This is a genomic window from Tunturibacter gelidoferens (assembly GCF_040358255.1).
Lineage (GTDB): Bacteria > Acidobacteriota > Terriglobia > Terriglobales > Acidobacteriaceae > Edaphobacter > Edaphobacter gelidiferens.
In genome coordinates, this window is sequence record NZ_CP132938.1 from 468018 (window position 1) to 486708 (window position 18691).

The window sequence follows — 18691 nt, forward strand, 5'->3', positions numbered from 1 at the left end:
CGAATGCAGAACTACTTCAACTACTTTACTGAAATCGAGGAGCGGTTTCAGCAGCGTCGGGGCTCGCTCCTGATGCTGTCGACCCTAGACTGGGCGCTGATCGAGACTTGGCGGGAGGCCGGCGTGCCTCTGGATGCCGTGCTACGCGGAATCGACAACGCCTTCGACAGACATGATGCGAAGGCTCTGCGCGCCTCCGGAAGGATCCGCAGGGTGAATGGCCTTGCATGGTGCGCACAGAGTGTGCTGGAGGCCGTGGAGCAGGTGATGGAAGCCTCTATCGGTGCTGCCCCCACCACTGCGGCCCAAGCCGCAGACACCGGCTTCGAAGCAGCACGAGTCGGACGTTACCTTGAAGATAATGCTGTTTCTATCGAGTCGGCGAAGCTGTCTCCCCCCGCTGATTCAACAGCAGCAGAAGTTGCAGGCAGACTCCGAGCCTTGGCCGCGGGTCTGCGGGTTGAACCGGCGCATTCGCTTGAAGAGCTCGACCGAACCCTTAGCGTTCTCGAAGAGAAGATGTTCGCAGCTCTACTGACGGCCGCACCGGAGGACGAGCTGGTCTCCCTGCGCGAACAAGCGACTCGCGAACTTGCACCCTACCGCAGCAAGATGAAGGCCGTTCAAATTAAACAGGTGCAGCAACAGTTTCTCCAGAAGCGATTGCTGGAAGCACGCAAACTACCTCGCCTCAGTCTCTTTTATATGAGTCACGGATGAAGTTACAAATCGAAAAGGCGATCTACGGCGGAGCCGCCCTTGCCCATCAGGCCGATGGCGAATCGATCTTTGTACCCTTCGTGCTACCGGGCGAACTGGTCGAGGTTGAGATTCGTCAGCAAAAAAAGAACTTTGAGGAAGCTTCCCTACTGCGGGTCCTGAAGGATTCGGAAAACCGTGTCCAACCAACATGCATACACTTCGGAGAATGCGGCGGATGTCACTACCAGCACGCCCAATATCCCGCACAAGTAGAGATGAAGGTATCCATCATGCAGGAGGCAATGGAACGTGCCGGGTTGAAGACGCTGCCTGAGATCCAGAGCCATGCCGCGCCTCCCTGGGCGTACAGAAATCGTATGCGCTTACGGCTCGAAGAGGTGGGCCCCACCTTGAGAGCTGGCTATAACCGGCGCGGCACCAATGAGTTTCTTGCAATTCAAGAGTGTCCCATCACCGCGCCGTTGCTATGGCGCGCGACCCAGAGCCTTTTGCAATTAGCGACCGAGAATCCTGCTGATAGAAGATGGCTTAGCAGTGCCGCAGAGGTAGAGTTCTTTACGACCGCCGACGAAGCCAAGATGCAGATGACCATCCTGGTTCGGAAGGATCAGCTCGGCCTGACCTCCTTATGCGAGCGCATGAGACAGTTCGTGCCAGAACTGGTCGGGGCTGGCAGCGCTCTTCTCAAACCCTCTGGCCCACAGCGACAAATACAGAAGCCGCGTCCCCTGGAGAGTTGGGGAACACAGGGCCTGAGTTATCAGGTAGAAAACGAAGACTACTGGGTGAGCCGCGGCAGTTTCTTCCAGATCAACCGCTTTCTCATCGATGAACTTATTAGAATTGTCGCAACGAATCGCCAAGGGTTACTGGCGTGGGATCTGTATGCCGGAGTGGGATTGTTTTCTCGAGCACTGACGAAAACATTCCAGCAAGTCGTAGCAGTCGAGGCAGCCGGTGCCGATCTGATCAACTCCTTCAAAGGAACAGGCAGACGCGCCATCGAGTCAACCACAGTTGAATTTCTCCGGAACGCAGTGGTGCAGCGGGAACGCCCTCAATTGATCGTCATGGACCCTCCACGGGCCGGCGTTGGGGCTGAGGTTTGCTCGCTCCTGGCGCGGATTTTGTCCCCCGAGATCGTCTACGTCTCCTGCGATCCTGTGACTCTGGCTCGCGACCTGAAGATGCTGGTCGACGCGGGCTACAAGCTCGAAGAATTGCACTTGGTTGACCTGTTTCCTCAGACGTTTCATCTGGAGACGATCGTGGTTTTGCGCAGACAAACTTAGCCACAATTGTGATGAAATGGTTGGTAAGTGCGGTCAGCAGGCAGAGCATTGAAGACCGGAAGAACGAACGAGCCGAACCCTGATCTCTGGCCGAAGGCGGTCGCACGCCTTCCCACGCTCGCATTCCGTCGCGCTCCTCTTTTGACGGCGGTCTGCTGGTTCGCGCTGGGCGAAGTGATAGCACGGAATCACGCGCCGATGGTCATGCTGTTCCTTGCCATGTCCTTGTTGTGCGCCCTGACGCTGGCGAGCCTGCGATGGTCTCTCCGGATCGCAATCGTCCCTCTGGCAGCCGTCTGGATGGCGCTTGGTCTTTTCTGCGCAGAGGTGCAGCCCGCTCCGCCTACTCAACACGCTCTGAAAACGTATGCAGATGGGTTGAGCCGGCAAGTCAGAGGACGCGTCGTACGGGTCCGCGAGCTGGTCCCCCAACAGGGAAACTCGGATCAGGATAAGGAAACAGGTTGGTGGGCAGAAAAAGAGGAGAACGAGGAGGCAGCGGCAATCGGCGCGCTTTCGGTCGATCTTCAAGTCGATGCAGTGGAGGAGGTAACGCCGGACGTCGCGTGGATGGCGCCTGTCACAGGTGGTGCGCGAATGAATGTCCTCCCTGACAAGCCTGCAGTGCAAAACGCTGCCCCGACAGGTTCTCTTGCACCCGCTGTTCGACCTCTTCCAACACTGAAGTGTGGCGATTTGGTGCAGGCTCCCATGAGAATGAAGGTGGCCGAGTACTACCGCGACCCGGCAGCATGGCAGTACTCTGACTATCTGCTTGCGCAAGGGATTGGCGCTCATGCCAGCGTGCGCGTCTCGAAGGTCTCCATCCTCTCCCAAGCCAGTTCAGAGCTTGCGGCTGCCAAGTCCGATTACGCGGCACAATGGCAGTGCAAGATCTTCACTGCACAGAATTGGGCCTCTGGGCGCGTGCTTGGCTATGTTCATTCGAAGGCGAACCGTGGACTTCCGGAGATCCTACGGCTCAACCAGGACGATGCCGGGATGCTCAACGCGATGTTGTTTGGCGACCGGGCAGGCCTCAATAAAACGCAGCGTGTAGGCTTCGAGCGCACAGGATCGTTTCATCTCTTTGTCGTCTCCGGAATGCACGTCGGTTTGCTTGCAGGCCTTGTCTTTTGGCTGGCTCGCCGGCTCAAGTTGAGCGACCTGCTCGCAACACTGCTCACCATTGTTTTGACGTTTGGCTACGCGCTATTGACCGGCTTTGCCGCTCCGGTACAGCGAGCTCTCTTTATGACTACCGTCTTTCTTCTGGCTCGTCTGCTGAGCCGAGACCGCAACGTACTTAATGCTTTGGGCGCGGCAGCGATGGCAGTACTGGTGTTGTCTCCAAACGCCTTATTCGAAGCCAGCTTTCAGATGACGTTTCTTGCGATCGTCGCGATCGGCGGCATCGCGATTCCGCTAGGCGAGCGCAGTTTCCTCCCCTACGCCCGAGCTGCGGAGCACCTGTGGGATAAGTGGCTCGATTCTGGCCTTCCCCCTCGGGTAGCGCAGTTTCGGCTGATGCTGCGAATGGGTAGCGAGGCGATTGCCAACCTGCTGGGTCACTGGTCCAGGCGACTCTTACCGTTGACTGTCCGTTGGTTCCTTTGGGCGTTGGAGCTGTCGCTGATAGGCGTAGTCGCTGAGTTGGTGATGGTCTTGCCGATGGCGGTCTACTTTCACCGCGCAACGATGTTCGCAGTCCCCACCAACATGTTGAGCGTGCCACTTGTTGCTGTTCTCGCTCCAACCGCGGTCGTCACCTTTTGCGCCTCCCTCGTCAGCCCATGGTTCGCTTTGCTGCCTGGGGCGATGACGTCTTTACTGCTCCACGGCGTCAAGGGAGTAATAGGACGCGTCAGCGCATTTCATGCAGCCGATCTGCGCGTCCCCGCTCCCGCCTGGTGGGTCGCTCTCCTGGCAGTAGTTGCATGGGCCTTCTGTTGCTGGGCCGTGCGACGATCCCGCAACTGGGCGTGGGCTGCGGTCGTCACGCTGCCGCTCGTGGCCTTAATCGTACTGTGGCCGGAGCACTCGATTGTCTCACCAGGCATGATGGAGGTGACGGCGATCGATGTCGGTCAGGGCGATTCTATCTTTATCGTGGCCCCGGACGGAGCGACGATGCTGATCGATGCAGGCGGCCCCGTCGGCGGAGTCACCGAGGCCGCAGAGGCAACAAGCCGTTTCGACGTTGGCGAAGAGGTTGTGTCGCCATATCTCTGGTCGCGCAGATTTCGTCGGCTCGATGTGGTCGCTCTGAGCCATGCCCACAGCGACCACATGGGCGGAATGCCCGCAATCCTTCGCAACTTTCGCCCCCGCGAACTATGGGTCAGCATCGATCCCAACTCGGATGCTTACCGCTCGCTGCTCGCCGAAGCAAAAGATCTTGGAGTCACTGTGCGCCACTTTTACGCAGGCACCCAGCTTGCCTGGGGAGGAACGCAAATAACGATGCTCGCGCCCGAGGCCGATTACGCCAACCCTAGAGAGCCCGTAAACAACGATTCGCTGGTGATGCGGATGCAATACGGCGACTCGTCCGTGCTGTTGGAGGGCGATGCCGAAGCCCCGAGTGAACGCGAGATGCTCGCACTTAAGAGAATCGCACCCGTCACACTCTTGAAGGTCGGCCACCACGGCAGCCGTACCTCGACGACCCAGGAATTCCTCGATGCTGCCGCTCCAAAAGACGCGGTTGTGTCGGTCGGCAGGGGGAATACATTTGGTCACCCCCGCTACGAAGTGATCGAACGAATTTCGGAGGCTCGGACTAAGCTGTATCGAACGGATGAGTTTGGCTTAACCACATTCCTGCTCGGAAGGGATGGAAAAATCCGTGAGCTTGTCGATGCGTCTAATCCATGAGTAGCTGACTTGATCGGGAGGTTTCGATGGAGTTGAATGGGCCAAATGCTGAGGCTGTCGTGATCAGTGCGGAAGAGCGGGCAGAAGAACAGAAGCTGATCCGCAGAATGCAGATGATGATGAACATGGTGATGCAGGTCATCGCACAGGACGGGTCGCTGACGGTGGACGAGGCAGCCCAGATGATCGCGGACAGCAGAAAGGCTGCCTTAGCCATGTTCCCAGGCAAAGAGTTGGCCTATGACCTCATCTGGCGTCCTCGCTTCCAACGCCTCATGCGCGAACGCTTTCGAATAATGTAGCTTCAACCCAACGCTATTCACCACCACAAAACTCCGCTTCGCCGCTCCTGTTACGCTGGGAAGACGATGGAGATCCGGCTGGCAACACAACATGATCTACCAGCGCTGATGAGTCTCGTCCGGCGCGTCGTTCCCCTGATGCGCGCGACAGGAAATCTGCAGTGGGACGAGACCTACCCAAACGACGCTGTCTTTCAGCGCGACATCGACCTGAACCAACTCTGGATCTCAGAGGTGAACGGTAGCATCGCCGGCGTCGCTGCAATCACGATGGACCAGGAGCCTGACTATACCCAGGTTGGGTGGGACATCAACGAACCCGCAGTCGTAGTGCACCGACTCGCGGTCGATCCGGCATTTCGTGGTCTGGGGGCGGCTGGCGCGCTCATGCAAAAAGCTGAAGAGGTCGCAGTCGAACGCGGCATCACCGCCCTCCGCGTCGACACCAACACCCAGAACGAAGCGACACAGCGGCTCTTTCCGAAGCTGGGCTACCTGCTCGCCGGAGAGATCACCCTCGAGTTCAGGCCAGGCCTCCGTTTTCTCTGCTACGAAAAGAAGCTACCCGTGGGCTAATCCTCCGGTAACATCGAACTCCCGCAATTCCAAGTCATGTGATTGCTTCCATACAAAGGTTAGAATTTCGTGGAACTCGCAGAATCAATCGCGCATGTTCCGAAGAGGAGTGCTTTGCAATGGGTCGAAATCGTTTTGTTGTGAAAATGTGTTTGGTGATGATGGCAGTCGTCATGATGCCAGCCCTTGGGCGGGCTCTCGACAACGGCCTTGCGAAGACCCCGCCGATGGGATGGAACAGCTGGAACAAGTTCGGCTGCAAAGATCTCAACGAAAAAGTCGTACGCGAGACCGCGGACACTATGGTGAGCAGCGGCATGAAGGATGCCGGCTATCAGTTCGTCATCCTCGACGACTGCTGGCAGACTGGCCGCGACGCCTCGGGCAATATCGTCGCCGACGCAGAGCGCTTCCCCTCAGGCATCAAGGCGCTGGCCGACTACGTTCACTCGAAGGGCCTGAAGTTCGGCATCTACACCGACGTCGGCACAATGACCTGCGCCAAGCGTCCCGGTAGCATCGGCCACGAATACCAGGACGCAAAGCAATATGCGAACTGGGGCATCGACTACCTCAAAGAAGACTGGTGCAACACGCTCCCCGGACAGAACAGCGAGTCCTCCTACACCCTTATGCGCAACGCGCTCGCCGACTCCGGACGACCGATCGTCTTCAGCATCTGTGAGTGGGGGTCGACCAAGCCATGGCTGTGGGCGGAATCGATCGGAAACCTGTGGCGCGCCACGGGCGACATTCAGGACTGCTGGGACTGCAAGAAAGACTGGGGCGGCAACGGCGTGACCCAGATCATTGACCAGATGAATGGATTGGAGACCTACGCCGGTCCCGGACACTGGAACGACCCCGACATGCTCGAGGTGGGCAACGGCGGCATGACAAAGGAGGAGTATCGCGCCCACTTCAGCATGTGGGCTATGTTCTCGGCACCTCTGCTGGCGGGCAACGACATCTCAAGCATGTCGCCTGACACCAAAGAGATCCTGCTGAACAAAGAGGTCATCGGAATCGATCAGGATCCGCTCGGACGCCAGGCACACAGAGTAAAGAAGACCGGCGACCTTGAGATCTGGTCAAAGCAGCTGCAGGATGGCGGCCGCGCCGTCGTACTTCTCAACCGCAGCCCGGCCGCCGCGAAGATCGCCGTAGCATGGACCGACATCGGCTATCCCGATGCTCTCTCTGTCTCCGTAAGGAATCTGTGGAGTGCTAACGACCTCGGCAAACAAAGCGGTGGCTACTCCGCCGACGTACCCAGCCATGGCGTGGTGATGCTGACGATCAAACCATAGCTTCGAATCAATCGTAGAAGAGGCTACCGCCCCGCATCGTCGCAAGCGGTAGCCTCAATTTTTCGTAATCGACCTGCCGCGCTAAGGTATCTGAGGCGGTCCCAGAACAGGAGTCTTCACTGGCGTCGCCAGTCCAACGATCTCAGTAAGAGTGCCGTTATTGAAGTCCGTCACCCAGAGATTGCCGCTGGCATCAACCACAATCGCATACGCCTCTGTGAATCCAGCGTCCGACGCATAGCCTGCAGTCGGAGACAAAATCGCTCCGGGCGAAGCCGCAACCGAACCTGCCAGCTCGGTAATCGTGTGACTATGCAGGTTTGCAACCCATACATGACCCGATCCATCAATCGCAAGACCCTGCGGCGCGAGGATGCTTGCTTTGTTATCGCTATAGCCGCTTGAAACCACGGTTCCATCATTCGCAAGCTCAGTAATGCTGTTACCAATTTGATTCGCAACCCATACATAACCGCGTTGATCGACCGCAATGCCGTCCGGCCCGCTGCCACTCGGGAAGCTCGCAATCTGACTCCCATCAGCAGAGACCTTGCTCACGGTATCGTTGCCAGAATTCGCCACCCACCCGTAATGATTAGAATCGAGTGCAACCGCAAGCGGAAAGCTGAACTGCAGCGACTCATATCCGTTTGTACCCGAGAGCGGTTGACCGGTGCTCGAGAGCAGGGTGACTCGCGAGTTTCCATAGTCGGGGATCCACACGGTGCCGTTTCCATCAATTGCGATCGCCGTCGGATAACTGATCCCTCCAGCGCTATATCCGGTGGCGCCTGAGAGTATCTGGCCGCTTGAACTAAGCTCAGTCACGCTGCCAAAACCGCCATTGACCGCAGCACTTGCCCCATCCGGTATCCAGATGTTCCCTTGCGGGTCCACAGCAAGCGCATCCGAGTGGCTCAGACCGCCACCGGTAATGCCGGTCGGAAACAAAGGAGTGCCCGTCGTCGAAAACTCAGCCGCGATGCCCGAGTAGGTCGCAACCCAAAGATTGCCGGCAGCGTCTACGCCGAGGCCGGACGGCGCCTTACTGTCCAGCGGCACACCATCGCCGATACCCCCGCCATGGAAACTGATGTGCAGCGTCCAGTCCGCCGGAACCGCAGTGGGCACTGGTGTAAAAGGCATGCCGCTCGAGGGAAGCTGCCCAAACAACATGGCAACATTGCTCCCCGGATTACGCACCAGATTCAGAACCGCATCCAGCGTATTGTCTGGAGCCGTTCCTCCATTGGGTGTAGTCGCAGAGAAGAGTGCGCCGCACCCTGACGCCGTGGCCGTACAGTTATTGAGCAGATCGGCAACGGCGTTGATCTTCGCTGCCGGAGAGACACCTGTCATCGGAAAGGCCGCGCCCGGCGAGGTTCCGGTTGTAAGGTTCGCGAGATTCGCAACCGTAGCCACCGCATTGGCGAGTCCCTGTGTGTTAGTCGAACTCGCTCCAAGATTACCTTCCGTGCCAAAGAATTGTGCCAGTCCCCACGCAGTAACGGCAGTCGTCACCTCGTTGACCACGAACTGAGACGCGGCGGCTATCTGGTTGCAGGCGCCCAGTGCGCTGGCGAGTGTAATGGCTGGATTAGCGACAGCGCCTCCCACCTGCCCACCGCGCACGAGAACATAAATCTGTGACGCGGCGAGGGGACAGGCATAACCCGCGGGCACAGTGAACGCTCCCGCGGCATCGGTGGTGAGTGTGCTCGTAAGCATCGCGGTCGAAGCGGAGCCATTCCCTCCGGTTCCGGCAGCATACAGTTGGACGGTCCCTCCTACGATCGGCTGAGAACCCGCCATCGCCTTTCCTGAAAAACTCACACCAGGATTGGTGACTACTGGGGGCGGAGTGACCGGAGGTGGAGTCACAGGAGGTGGAGTGACCGGCGGAGGAGTGGTCGGGGTCGAACCGCCACCGCATCCCGCAAGCGAGCAAGCCAGAACCCCCGCCATCGCCGCGCTGAAAAATCCCTGAAAGTTGCGCAAAAGTAATCTCACTGGAGGGCCAAGAATATCAAAGGTGGATGCAGTTACTGTCGGTAAGGCTTCGTGAGTCCGTCCAGATCCACCGAGCCGAGAAAGGAGCGAAGAGCCGTCGTCAACTGCTGACGCGCCACATCCACCGGCAGCGTCGTGTCTATCGTCTCAACCTTCAGCAGGATGGGGATGGGACGCTGGGTCTCCCGAGATAGCAGAGACTGAGAGGTCGGCTTGCTGTAGACAAAGCCGAAGTGAGTGCGGTCGCTCGAATATTCTCCGCACGACCCGCTATTGCAGATGGTAGTCGCCTCAAGCGATTGGGTCGCACCATCGTTGAAAAAGGAGCCCGAAAAACCAACCGCACCGTTCGCAGTGGGCATCGAGAGCTGGTCCCGCCAGATCGGATCCTCCCCCCGCGCAGAGTGGCAGATGAGCGTATCGTGAGACCCCATCACCGGCGAAACCCCGATCGACACGTGAGCCCCGCCATCCGCCGGAGCATACTCGGCCCAGTGATAGATCAGGGGACCCGTGAATAAATTCTCATTCCAGGTGCGCGCCAGAGTATAGCTCCCGATACGCTCGGGAAACTGTCCGGGCGCGTTCTCATCGGCTCTTCTCTGAGCAGCCGCGCTACCCATGTGTGTGCTTACATAAGCGCGCGCGACTCCATAACAACTGAACAATACCAGCGCAAGCATTCCAAAAAAACGAAGATAGAAGGAGCGTCCTGCAACTCCGCCGTCCGAGTGGAGCAAAGTCAGCGCAGGGGGCTTGATCTGGCCCGGCGATTCGCTCAAACGGCGCACCACGTAGAACAGCAGGAAGGTCCCCAGAAGAAAGAGGCACGCGCCGATGACGTAATCCCCCATCTCGGCTTTGCTTCGCAGGGAGGGAATGCGCAACGCGACCAGATAATAAAGAACCAGAATGCAGAGGCGCGCGAAGTTGAAGACGTAACCCAGCAGAACAGCACCGGCCACCACCGCAGCATGCGCATACCATCGGAAACGATAGACATAGCCGGCAATAAGCGCAATGAACCCCATCGTAACGGCGCCACGAATGCCATTGCACCCTGGAGCGATGAACATGCCAAACTCCGGAGTGAACATCAGCCGCAGTTGATCCGGGCTCAGCGGCTGGCCCAACGCAATCGCGAACGCGCGAGCGACGTGAGCCGAGGCGCGCTGTAACGGCAGATCGACAAACACGTTGAAGATGTGAGGAATCGGATTGACAAACCACAGAAGAACGAGCGGAAACAGTGATGCCCGGAACAGACGTGTGCCACCAAACAGCAGGACCACCCCAGCGCCATACGCGAAGGCAACAAGCGAGTGCGGCGGCACGTAAACCGACCATTTAGGCGAAAAAACAAACACCAACACCGCTTGGTCCCGGATATGCACGACCGCGGCCGTGACGACCAGAACAACCAGGCCCCACCAGCTGCCCTTCATCTCCCATCCAAGTGAGCGCCACGCCCGCAGAACCAGCACAAAGCTGACCAGCGGGATGAACATCCCGATCGACTTAAGGGCGTCCGTGGTCCAGAGGTTCCAAAGAGCACTCACGGTCGAAAAAATGGTGGATAGACCGAGCACCGCGACAATCGCCGCGAGCCCTGCAGCCCGTGATAAGCCCAGCCCCTCCGCTCCAGCCGATCGGAGTGGGCTGACTTCAGCGGTAGCAGGTAACGTCGACATACAGGTCTTATTGATCCAGGCAGCGCACCAGGGGAGTATTAGGTGGCAAGTCCCAGTGACGCATTACTTGGAAGAGTTACGACGAGCCTTGATGCGAGCACGTACCGAAACGAAAAATGCACCTGCGGAGCCTACGACAGCAAGAATCGCTGTCGGATTTTCCGGAGAGTTCACGCAACCGTCTTGAGCGTGCAGCGGAAGGGCGACGGAAGAGAGGAGGGCGATGCCGGCTAGTAAGAAACAGGTTTTCTTCATTGGTGTCCTCAATTGGGAAGGTACCGTTACGAAAGTTGAAAGTCAACGCAGAATGACTTCCACTTCATAACACTTTTGGGTACCCTGATCATTTTCACCGCCTGTCTACAAAGTCTCGCAGACACCATGGCGGCTTCGCCGACGTCCTGCCGCAAAACAGACGCTCCAAAGGACTTGCCCATTCTTTCTCCACAGGCGGCAGCTGAATCGCTATATCCCAGTTATACCTGGACTTAAGTTGTACAGACCGCGCTTTCGTCATTTTGGCTGAAGCTGAAGCCAGGCATGCAACCTCGACTCCTGAACTGACTGCAATTTAATGCAGTCATTGATACTATCAACAGCCTTTGCAAGGGTCCGTTCGACCGCCGCAACCTTGTGGATAGCAAAGAAATCGGTCACCTCGTCCCTCTGTTTGACCGTGCAGAAGGCCCCCGTGGCTCCCACCACCTCAGCCCCCGACGACACCGTAAACTGAGCGCTCACCTTCTCCCAGTTCTGCCGCATATATCCCCAGGCCTGATCTCGGGTCTCGCGATCGCGCAGCAGCTCCGCCAACATGGTCCAGCTATCCTGATTTCGAACCTCTCCCGAGGCGATCAGGTCGAGCGTGCGTCTTACCAGCGAACGATCGCGAAACCGCGCCAGCAGCCGCAGCGCATCGGTCTGTTGTCCGGGATCGCTGAAGTTTCTGCTCACCGCAAGCACCTTATCGTAAAGCCCCGCGTCGCCGTTGGCTGCGCTCACCTGCACTGCCGCGTCCGCTAGTGTCGGATCCAGCGTCTTATCCTTTTCATTGTTCACCGCGAAGACCCGTGCAGTCAGTCGCTGCGCCTCGGCCAGAACGGCGGTGTCATGAGCCTCCCCCAGCATTTCAAACAGGGTCCCACGAAGCTGCTGCCGATCGAACGACTCTTTCTTCACCGGACTCCCAAGCGCCGAATACACCGGCCCAAACTGCCGCTGCAGCACTGCGGCCAGCTCAGCGCGATCCGCGTCACTCGTTATATCCGAATCAATCTTCTCGATCGCCTGATGCGCTGTATCGAGCACACCCGCACTGGAGTCTCCCTTCAGGGCCATTACCAGATTTAGAAAATCCCCCACATCTGTCTGCCCTGACTGCACCAGAGCCCAGCGATCCCCAAGCAGACCGATTCGCTCCGGCGGCGTCATCGAACTCTCCGCCTTCGCATCAATCGCGCTGAACTGCGCCGGTGTGTACGCCGTCCGGTAGTACCCCTTTGCCGCAGCATTGCTATAGAAGAACGGCAACCCAGCATCCACTGGCAGGGGGAGGCTGGAGTCCCCTGGCGTCAGCACCCGGCAGATCGGCTCGCCAGTCGTCTTGAGACACACCGGCACCGTCCACTCCTGCACTCGCCCGTCCACCGGCCGATTCGCCTCATCATCGGACAGAAAAAACCTGCTCTTTCTCACCGGGACGCTCCCAGCCTGCCGCTCCGAGAACGTCAGCAGCGGCACCCCAGGCTGCGTCACAAAGCTCGACATGATTTTATCCACCGGTAGGTGCGAGTTCGCCGTCTGTGCACTCCAGAAGTCTTCCGCGGTCGCATTCGCATAGAGATGCGCCTGCAGATAGTTATGCACTCCCTGCCGAAAGACCTCCTTCCCCAGATAGTTCTCTACCATGCCGATCACGGCCCCGGCCTTGCCATACGCAATCCCGTCGAACATCTCGTTAATCTGATCCGGAGTATTCGCCGTCGCGCGAATCGTTCTTGTAGTCCTCTGCGCATCGAGATTCAGCGTCTCGTTCAGCCCCTGCGCGTCATCCTGGTCAAAGTTCCACTCCGGGTGCCACACGGCCACCGGCTTGGTCTCCATCCAGCTCGCGAAGCCTTCGTTCAGCCACAGATTGTCCCACCACTGCATCGTCACCATATCGCCGAACCACTGATGCGCCATCTCATGCGCCACCACCGCCGCAACCCGCTTCTTCTCGGGAATATCGCCGGTCTTCGCATTCACCAGCAGGTCGGTCTCGCGATACGTGATGCACCCGAAGTTCTCCATCGCGCCCGCTTCAAAGTCTGGCAGCGCGACCATATCCAGCTTCGACATCGGATACTTGATTCCAAAGTAAGTGTCGTAATAGTGCAGAACGTACTTCGCCGACTCCAGCGCAAACCTCGTCAGCTCCACCTTGTCAGGCGTCGAACAGACACGAATCGGCACTCCATCCGACTTGCCCTCCGTGCATTTGAAGTCACCCACCAGAAACGCAACCAGATAGGTCGACATCTTCGGCGTCGTCGCAAACCGAATCGTATGTTTACCCGCCACCGGCCCCGCTTTATCCGAGATCATGTTCGAGTTCGAGATCGCCGTATCGCCGCTATCGACGACCACCGCAATGTCATACGTAGCCTTCAGCGCAGGTTCGTCGAAGCCTGGAAACGCGCGTCGCGCATCGGTAGGCTCAAACTGCGTCACCGCATAGTTGCGCGCTTTAGTCTTCGAAAGATAGAACCCCCGCAGCTTATCGTTCAGCACCCCCGAATAGCGAATCGCCAGCGTGACTCTCCCCGCGGGCAGCTCCTCGGCAAAGCTAAACGTGGCCTGCTCCTTCTCGCCGTCAAGAGTCACAGTTGCGCTCTGCGGATGCCGATCCGCCTCAACCGGGTTCAGCGACTTCGGCTGCGATCCCAGCTTGCCATACGAGTACGCAGCCACAGGCAGAACATAGGACTTCACCACGCCAAACTTAAGCTCCGCCGCATTCAGCGTGATTCGCTTGCTGGGAACATCCAGCACAACATCGATCGTCTCTTCGCCGCTAAAGGTCGCCGACTTCAAATCCGGCGTTACCATCAGCCCATAGTGCTCCGGGTGGACGTCGACGGGTAGCCGCTGCGCTTGCACTCCAACGGGTGTGAAAACAAAGAGAGCAAAAGCACAAAGAATAGAAGCAGAGTCACGAACGAGCATCAAAGAGGGCCTCGAAACGATGGAAGTGTTTTTATAAAGAGCGGCTTCGCTGGCAACTTACTTAACACGTCCCACGCAAAGCCGCGCCGGACGGTGCTCCGTGATTGAGACAGTCTCCGCGGCAACCTCTGCAGCAGCGCACAGCCTCTGCCAGTCCTCCACGACAAAGCTGCGCCGGATCGACACCGGCCCATCGTTCTTCACAAACGGGTGCCAGCTCGCAAACCGCGCCCACAGCCGAAAGAGGTGATACGGCACCGGCTTGCGATGAAGATCGTCGATGAACCATCCGCGCCGCGCCGTCTGCTCCATCCAACGCAAAAACAGCACGATCTGCGAATTGGTCAGGTGGTGCGTTAACAAGGAACAGAGGACGACATCGATAGGTCCTTGAGTGTGATCGGCCAGCGCATCCCCAACCAGCCACTCAATCTGCTGGCTCGACGGAGTCGCCTCCCGCGCGGCGCGAATCGCATCCGGATTGAGATCGATACCCGTCAGCCTTACGCGAACTCCACGCCTGGCCGCCCATCGATCGATCATCCGCAGCGTATCGCCATAGCCGCACCCAACATCCACCACGCGCAGCGGAGCCGCCGAAGGATACGCAGCCACCAACCCCTCCAGCCACCTAAGCGTAGGCCGCTGCGCGAACGTGAGCCGATTGACGCGGGCAATATCATGCAGGCACGCGCGAAGCTCCTCATAAGGACACGGCAGATCCATCCATTCGATCAGATTGGCGCGCTGCGAAAAATCGAGCCCGTCCGCAAACGCCGGCGAGGGAAACGCTGGTAGCGAAGCTACTGCAATGTCTTCGGAAGATAGGGCATCGAGGATTTGTTGCGACGAGATTTCGGAGGAGGTGATAGAAGTGGTGGGCAAGATGGTCCGCGATCAGTATAACGGCTTGAGAGAAAACGGCTTGAGGGAAATCTGCCCCACAAAAAGAAGTCGAAGAGCCCGAATATCTTCGGGATCAGGCCCTCTCCTCTGGCTCAATCTTCTTCGCAAAGAAAGCATATTTCAGAAATTTCATCCCGCGCACATTCTGTCAAGCCCCCGAAAGCGAAAGATCCTCCTTAAAATAAAAGCAAATTCGAGCGGCCTCCGGTGGTTCCTCACGAGAGCCTTCAGTGGGCCTTAACAGAAGCAGCACGTTCGGAATAACCCGAGTTTTCCGACGCGCGAGCCTCAGCATAAGCCGCCGCCCCCAGCAGGGCGCAGGTATCATCTAGGATCACGCGAACCGGAACCGACTCAACCAGTGGCGACAACCGCCCCTTGTCGATGAACGCCTGGGTAAAGGTCCCGTTCTTCAACGTCTTCAAAATCTTCGGAGCGATCCCCCCGCCAAGGTACATCCCGCCGGTCGCAAGCACCTGCAGCGCGATGTTGCCCGCCTCAGCGCCATACGCTCCAGTGAAGATCTTCATCGTCTCAAAGCACAGCGAGCTCGAACCGTCCTCGGCACACTCCCCGATCACCGCGTTCGGGTCCTCACACTGCATCCGGTCGTGCAGCCACCCCGGCTCGGCGATCTTTTCAACATCGCGCAGAAAAGAGTAGATGTTCTTGATGCCAAGGCCGGAAACCACCCGCTCCCAGCTCACCCGTCCCTTCAGCATAGAGCGCAAGTACTCCAGCAGCGCAATCTCGCGATTACTCCGCGCCGCAAAGTCGGCGTGGCCACCCTCAGACGCGATCGGGCGGTGCTTCTGACCATCCCAGATCAGCAGCGCCTGGCCCAGCCCTGTCCCCGCAGCCATCAGGCCCGCATGTCCGGTAGCCTCGGGGTCGCCCTCGTGCAGCGTAAAGATGCTCTCGGGCGCAAGCTCCGGGATACCATAACCGTTCGCTTCAAGGTCATTGATCAGAGAGATATGAGGAATCGAAAGAGACTTCACCAGATCGCGCGTATCCAGCGTCCACGGCAGGTTCGTCAGCTTCAGGCGCCCATCGCGGACCGGCCCCGGACAACCGAAACAAGCCCCAAAAATATCCTCTCCCTGCGTCGCATTGGTCCCGTCTCCGGCCAGAAACTTGTGAACCACGTCATCCAGGCTCGCGAACTCATGCGCCGGGAACTTCTGGTCGCGGATCGGGTGCAAACGCCCATTGGCGAAGTCGTACAGTGCAAGATGAACCTTTGTTCCACCAACGTCCCCAGCGAGAATCATCTATTTGAGCTCCAAAGTTCCGGTCGAATCCGAATTCGCCGGTGCAGGCAGCTTAGCCGCTGCAGCTGAGTCGAGCAAGAGGGTCAGTTGTCCGCTGGCCGGTCGAATCAGCTGTGAGGGATGAACCTCCGGCTGGTATGGCCCAAGGAAAACATCGTGCAGAACCTGCGCCTTACCCATGCCCTCGATCAAAAACGCCACCTCCCGCCCCTGATTGATGACAGGCCAGGTCAAGGTGATACGCCACGTATCCTTCTGTGGAACGTGGTTTGGCACCACGATGTGGCTCATCTCGTTCAGCGCGTCCGTATGTGGAAACAGCGAGGCCGTATGCCCGTCGTCGCCCATACCCAGCAGCACCAGGTCGAACGTAGGTGTCTCTGCGCCCTCGAGCTTGAACGTATTTCGAATCGTCGACTCGTACCGGGCCGCAGCAACATCGGGCGGAAGCTCCCCCTCCATCCGATGAACGCGCTCCGCCGGCAGTGGAACCTTCGAGAGCAGTGCTTCCTTGGTCATGCGATAGTTCGACTCCGCATTGTCAGGTGGCACGCAGCGCTCATCGACCCAGTAGAGATCGAGCTTGTCCCACGGAACCTGCTTGAGAAACGGCTCCGCCGGGTCCGCCAGCAGACCGAACATGGTTTTGGGCGTCGTGCCGCCGGAGATGGCGATGCGAGCCATTCCACGCGACGCAGCGGCCTTCCCCGCCGCCTCGGTAAAGAGCTGCGCACCGGCCCGAGCCGTGGCTGCTGGTGTTGGCGATACGCGATACGTAACCGAAACTGGACGGGGCATAAGACTCTCGCAACGATGAAGTGGAAGTACCAACAACCCTGAAACGGACGAACTCCGGAACAAGTTTCACACGCTCCGGAGTCCAGCCGAACATTTGATGCATGACCGATGAACCTGCTGTTCCCTACAGCTCCACCCACTTCCGGCCATCCTTCGCCAGAAGCTCATCCGCGCAGTCCGGCCCCTCGGAGCCAGCCGCGTAGTTGGGGAAGTGCTTGCCCTCAACCTTGGCCCACGCCTCGAGGATCGGCGTAAACAGCGCCCAGGTCGCCTCCACGCCATCGCGGTGCGCAAACAACGTCGCATCGCCCAGCATCGCATCCAGCAACAACCGCTCATACCCGTTCGCCGAAGACTTGCCGAACGCATCCGCATAGCTGAACGCCATGTTCACCTGCGCAAGATTGGTAGTCGGCCCAGGAACCTTCGCGCCAAACTGCAGCGAGATCCCCTCATCCGGCTGAATACGCATCTTGATGATGTTCGGAGCAATATTGTCTTCACTGCTGTTGGACTTGAACAGGTGCAGCGGTGGCTGCTTGAAGACGATCGTCACCTCTGTCACACGCTTTGCCAGCCGCTTCCCAGCACGCAGGTAAAACGGCACGCCAGCCCAGCGCCAGTTTTCAATCTCCAAGCGGATCGCAGCAAAGGTTTCGGTGCTCGAAGTCGGCGACACACGATCTTCCTGGCGATAGCCAACAACCTCCTTGCCATCTACCTTGCCCGGACCATACTGCCCGCGCACTGTGTTGTTGACAGGAATGCCCTCAATCGCGCGCCAGACCTTAAGCTTCTCGGTACGCACCGCCTCAGCCTCAAACGAGTCTGGTGGTTCCATCGCCACAAACGAGAGAACCTCCATCACATGGTTCTGCAGCACATCGCGAACAGCGCCGGCCTTCTCATAAAACGGCCCACGACCTTCAATACCGATCGACTCAGCAGCCGTAATCTCGACGTGGTCGATGAAGTTGCGATTCCAAACCGGCTCGAAGATCCCATTGCCAAAGCGGAAGACAAGAATGTTCTGAACCGTCTCCTTACCGAGATAGTGGTCGATACGGAAGATCTGATCTTCGGCCAGCACGTCGTTGATCTCATCGTTCAGCTGGCGCGCGGACTCCAAATCAGTGCCGAAAGGCTTCTCGATGATCACCCGTACCCAGTGCTTATCTCCAGCTTCGGGTCTCGCCATGCCGTGCTTGCCCAACCGGCGCGTGATGTCCGCAAAAAACTCCGGCGCGACCGCGAGGTAGAACAGGCGATTGCCCCTGGTGTGAAACTTGTCATCCAACTCCGCCAGATGCGCCTTCAACTTATCGAAGCCCGCATCGTCATCGAACTCTGTCGCAAAGTACGAGATACGATCCATAAACGGCTTCAGCTTTGGATCATTCTCCTCAACACCACCGCCCTTCATGATCCCGTCCTTCATGTCCGGGCCAAACGTTGCGCTGAGATCGCGACGCGCCACTCCAACCACGGCGAAGTCTTTCGGCAAAAGACCCGACTGGTCCAGGTGATAAAGCGCCGGCAGAAGCTTCCGTTTGGTGAGATCGCCCGAAGCTCCAAAAATAACAACAATGCAGGGCTCCGGAATGCGCTCGCCCTTCTTGGTGGCATCCGCCGCCGCTGCCGAAACGCCAACTGGTACTGTGCTCGTGCTCATAATCCTCTCCTCACAAACCTTCCATGCTGTGCCGACGATAAAACCCTGTCTGG

14 protein-coding genes are annotated in these 18691 nt (G+C 58.3%); 6 read left to right on the plus strand and 8 right to left on the minus strand.

Translation table 11 applies throughout. From position 1 onward, the window contains the following. Window positions 1-3 precede the first annotated feature (3 nt). The 6 genes from RBB81_RS02550 to RBB81_RS02575 all read left to right on the plus strand — a co-directional run bounded on the left by RBB81_RS02550 (window position 4) and on the right by RBB81_RS02575 (window position 7080). Window positions 4-720: a hypothetical protein gene (locus tag RBB81_RS02550; RefSeq protein WP_353072610.1), complete on the plus strand. Its 717-nt coding sequence runs from the start codon at window positions 4-6 to the stop codon at window positions 718-720. Further along, a complete protein-coding gene (gene rlmD, locus RBB81_RS02555) occupies window positions 717-2015 on the plus strand; it encodes a 23S rRNA (uracil(1939)-C(5))-methyltransferase RlmD (protein ID WP_353072611.1) in 1299 nt (432 codons plus the stop codon). The genes RBB81_RS02550 and rlmD overlap by 4 nt, the downstream gene beginning before the upstream one ends. A gap of 48 nt (window positions 2016-2063) precedes the next feature. Then, window positions 2064-4892 carry a ComEC/Rec2 family competence protein gene (locus tag RBB81_RS02560; RefSeq protein WP_353072612.1) on the plus strand — a complete coding sequence of 943 codons (2829 nt, stop codon included), beginning with the start codon at window positions 2064-2066 and terminating at the stop codon, window positions 4890-4892. Between the two features lie 26 nt (window positions 4893-4918). Next, window positions 4919-5194: a hypothetical protein gene (locus RBB81_RS02565; protein ID WP_183791313.1), complete on the plus strand. Its 276-nt coding sequence runs from the start codon at window positions 4919-4921 to the stop codon at window positions 5192-5194. A gap of 66 nt (window positions 5195-5260) precedes the next feature. After that, entirely contained in the window at window positions 5261-5770 is a 510-nt protein-coding gene (locus RBB81_RS02570) for a GNAT family N-acetyltransferase (protein ID WP_353072613.1), read from the plus strand. A 119-nt stretch (window positions 5771-5889) separates the two neighbouring features. Continuing rightward, window positions 5890-7080, plus strand: coding sequence for an alpha-galactosidase (locus tag RBB81_RS02575; RefSeq protein WP_353072614.1), 1191 nt, complete (start codon window positions 5890-5892; stop codon window positions 7078-7080). A gap of 81 nt (window positions 7081-7161) precedes the next feature. Here the strand turns inward: RBB81_RS02575 and RBB81_RS02580 are convergent, their stop codons facing one another. The 8 genes from RBB81_RS02580 to zwf all read right to left on the minus strand — a co-directional run bounded on the left by RBB81_RS02580 (window position 7162) and on the right by zwf (window position 18638). Next, window positions 7162-9090, minus strand: coding sequence for an NHL repeat-containing protein (locus tag RBB81_RS02580; RefSeq protein ID WP_353072615.1), 1929 nt, complete (start codon window positions 9088-9090; stop codon window positions 7162-7164). Window positions 9091-9122: 32 nt separating this feature from the next. Next, window positions 9123-10781, minus strand: coding sequence for an exosortase J (gene xrtJ / locus RBB81_RS02585; RefSeq protein WP_179586390.1), 1659 nt, complete (start codon window positions 10779-10781; stop codon window positions 9123-9125). A 63-nt stretch (window positions 10782-10844) separates the two neighbouring features. Then, window positions 10845-11036: a PExPT-CTERM protein gene (locus tag RBB81_RS02590; protein ID WP_179586392.1), complete on the minus strand. Its 192-nt coding sequence runs from the start codon at window positions 11034-11036 to the stop codon at window positions 10845-10847. Between the two features lie 258 nt (window positions 11037-11294). Next, window positions 11295-13988 carry a M1 family metallopeptidase gene (locus RBB81_RS02595; protein WP_353073886.1) on the minus strand — a complete coding sequence of 898 codons (2694 nt, stop codon included), beginning with the start codon at window positions 13986-13988 and terminating at the stop codon, window positions 11295-11297. A 57-nt stretch (window positions 13989-14045) separates the two neighbouring features. Beyond that, window positions 14046-14873: a methyltransferase domain-containing protein gene (locus tag RBB81_RS02600; RefSeq protein ID WP_353072616.1), complete on the minus strand. Its 828-nt coding sequence runs from the start codon at window positions 14871-14873 to the stop codon at window positions 14046-14048. A 248-nt stretch (window positions 14874-15121) separates the two neighbouring features. Then, window positions 15122-16168, minus strand: coding sequence for a glucokinase (gene glk / locus RBB81_RS02605; RefSeq protein WP_353072617.1), 1047 nt, complete (start codon window positions 16166-16168; stop codon window positions 15122-15124). Beyond that, a complete protein-coding gene (pgl, locus tag RBB81_RS02610; protein ID WP_353072618.1) occupies window positions 16169-16966 on the minus strand; it encodes a 6-phosphogluconolactonase in 798 nt (265 codons plus the stop codon). It abuts the gene before it with no gap. A 124-nt stretch (window positions 16967-17090) separates the two neighbouring features. After that, entirely contained in the window at window positions 17091-18638 is a 1548-nt protein-coding gene (gene zwf, locus RBB81_RS02615; protein ID WP_353072619.1) for a glucose-6-phosphate dehydrogenase, read from the minus strand. Window positions 18639-18691 lie beyond the last annotated feature (53 nt).

What these genes read in the sequence shown, in the direction of transcription:
- glk (WP_353072617.1), bottom strand. Translation starts at nt 16,168, where the DNA reads ATGATTCTCGCTGGGGACGTTGGTGGAACAAAGGTTCATCTTGCACTG.
- pgl (WP_353072618.1), bottom strand. Translation starts at nt 16,966, where the DNA reads ATGCCCCGTCCAGTTTCGGTTACGTATCGCGTATCGCCAACACCAGCA.
- xrtJ (WP_179586390.1), bottom strand. Translation starts at nt 10,781, where the DNA reads ATGTCGACGTTACCTGCTACCGCTGAAGTCAGCCCACTCCGATCGGCT.
- zwf (WP_353072619.1), bottom strand. Translation starts at nt 18,638, where the DNA reads ATGAGCACGAGCACAGTACCAGTTGGCGTTTCGGCAGCGGCGGCGGAT.
- RBB81_RS02550 (WP_353072610.1), top strand. Translation starts at nt 4, where the DNA reads ATGCAGAACTACTTCAACTACTTTACTGAAATCGAGGAGCGGTTTCAG.
- RBB81_RS02565 (WP_183791313.1), top strand. Translation starts at nt 4,919, where the DNA reads ATGGAGTTGAATGGGCCAAATGCTGAGGCTGTCGTGATCAGTGCGGAA.
- RBB81_RS02590 (WP_179586392.1), bottom strand. Translation starts at nt 11,036, where the DNA reads ATGAAGAAAACCTGTTTCTTACTAGCCGGCATCGCCCTCCTCTCTTCC.
- RBB81_RS02595 (WP_353073886.1), bottom strand. Translation starts at nt 13,988, where the DNA reads ATGCTCGTTCGTGACTCTGCTTCTATTCTTTGTGCTTTTGCTCTCTTT.
- RBB81_RS02575 (WP_353072614.1), top strand. Translation starts at nt 5,890, where the DNA reads ATGGGTCGAAATCGTTTTGTTGTGAAAATGTGTTTGGTGATGATGGCA.
- RBB81_RS02570 (WP_353072613.1), top strand. Translation starts at nt 5,261, where the DNA reads ATGGAGATCCGGCTGGCAACACAACATGATCTACCAGCGCTGATGAGT.
- rlmD (WP_353072611.1), top strand. Translation starts at nt 717, where the DNA reads ATGAAGTTACAAATCGAAAAGGCGATCTACGGCGGAGCCGCCCTTGCC.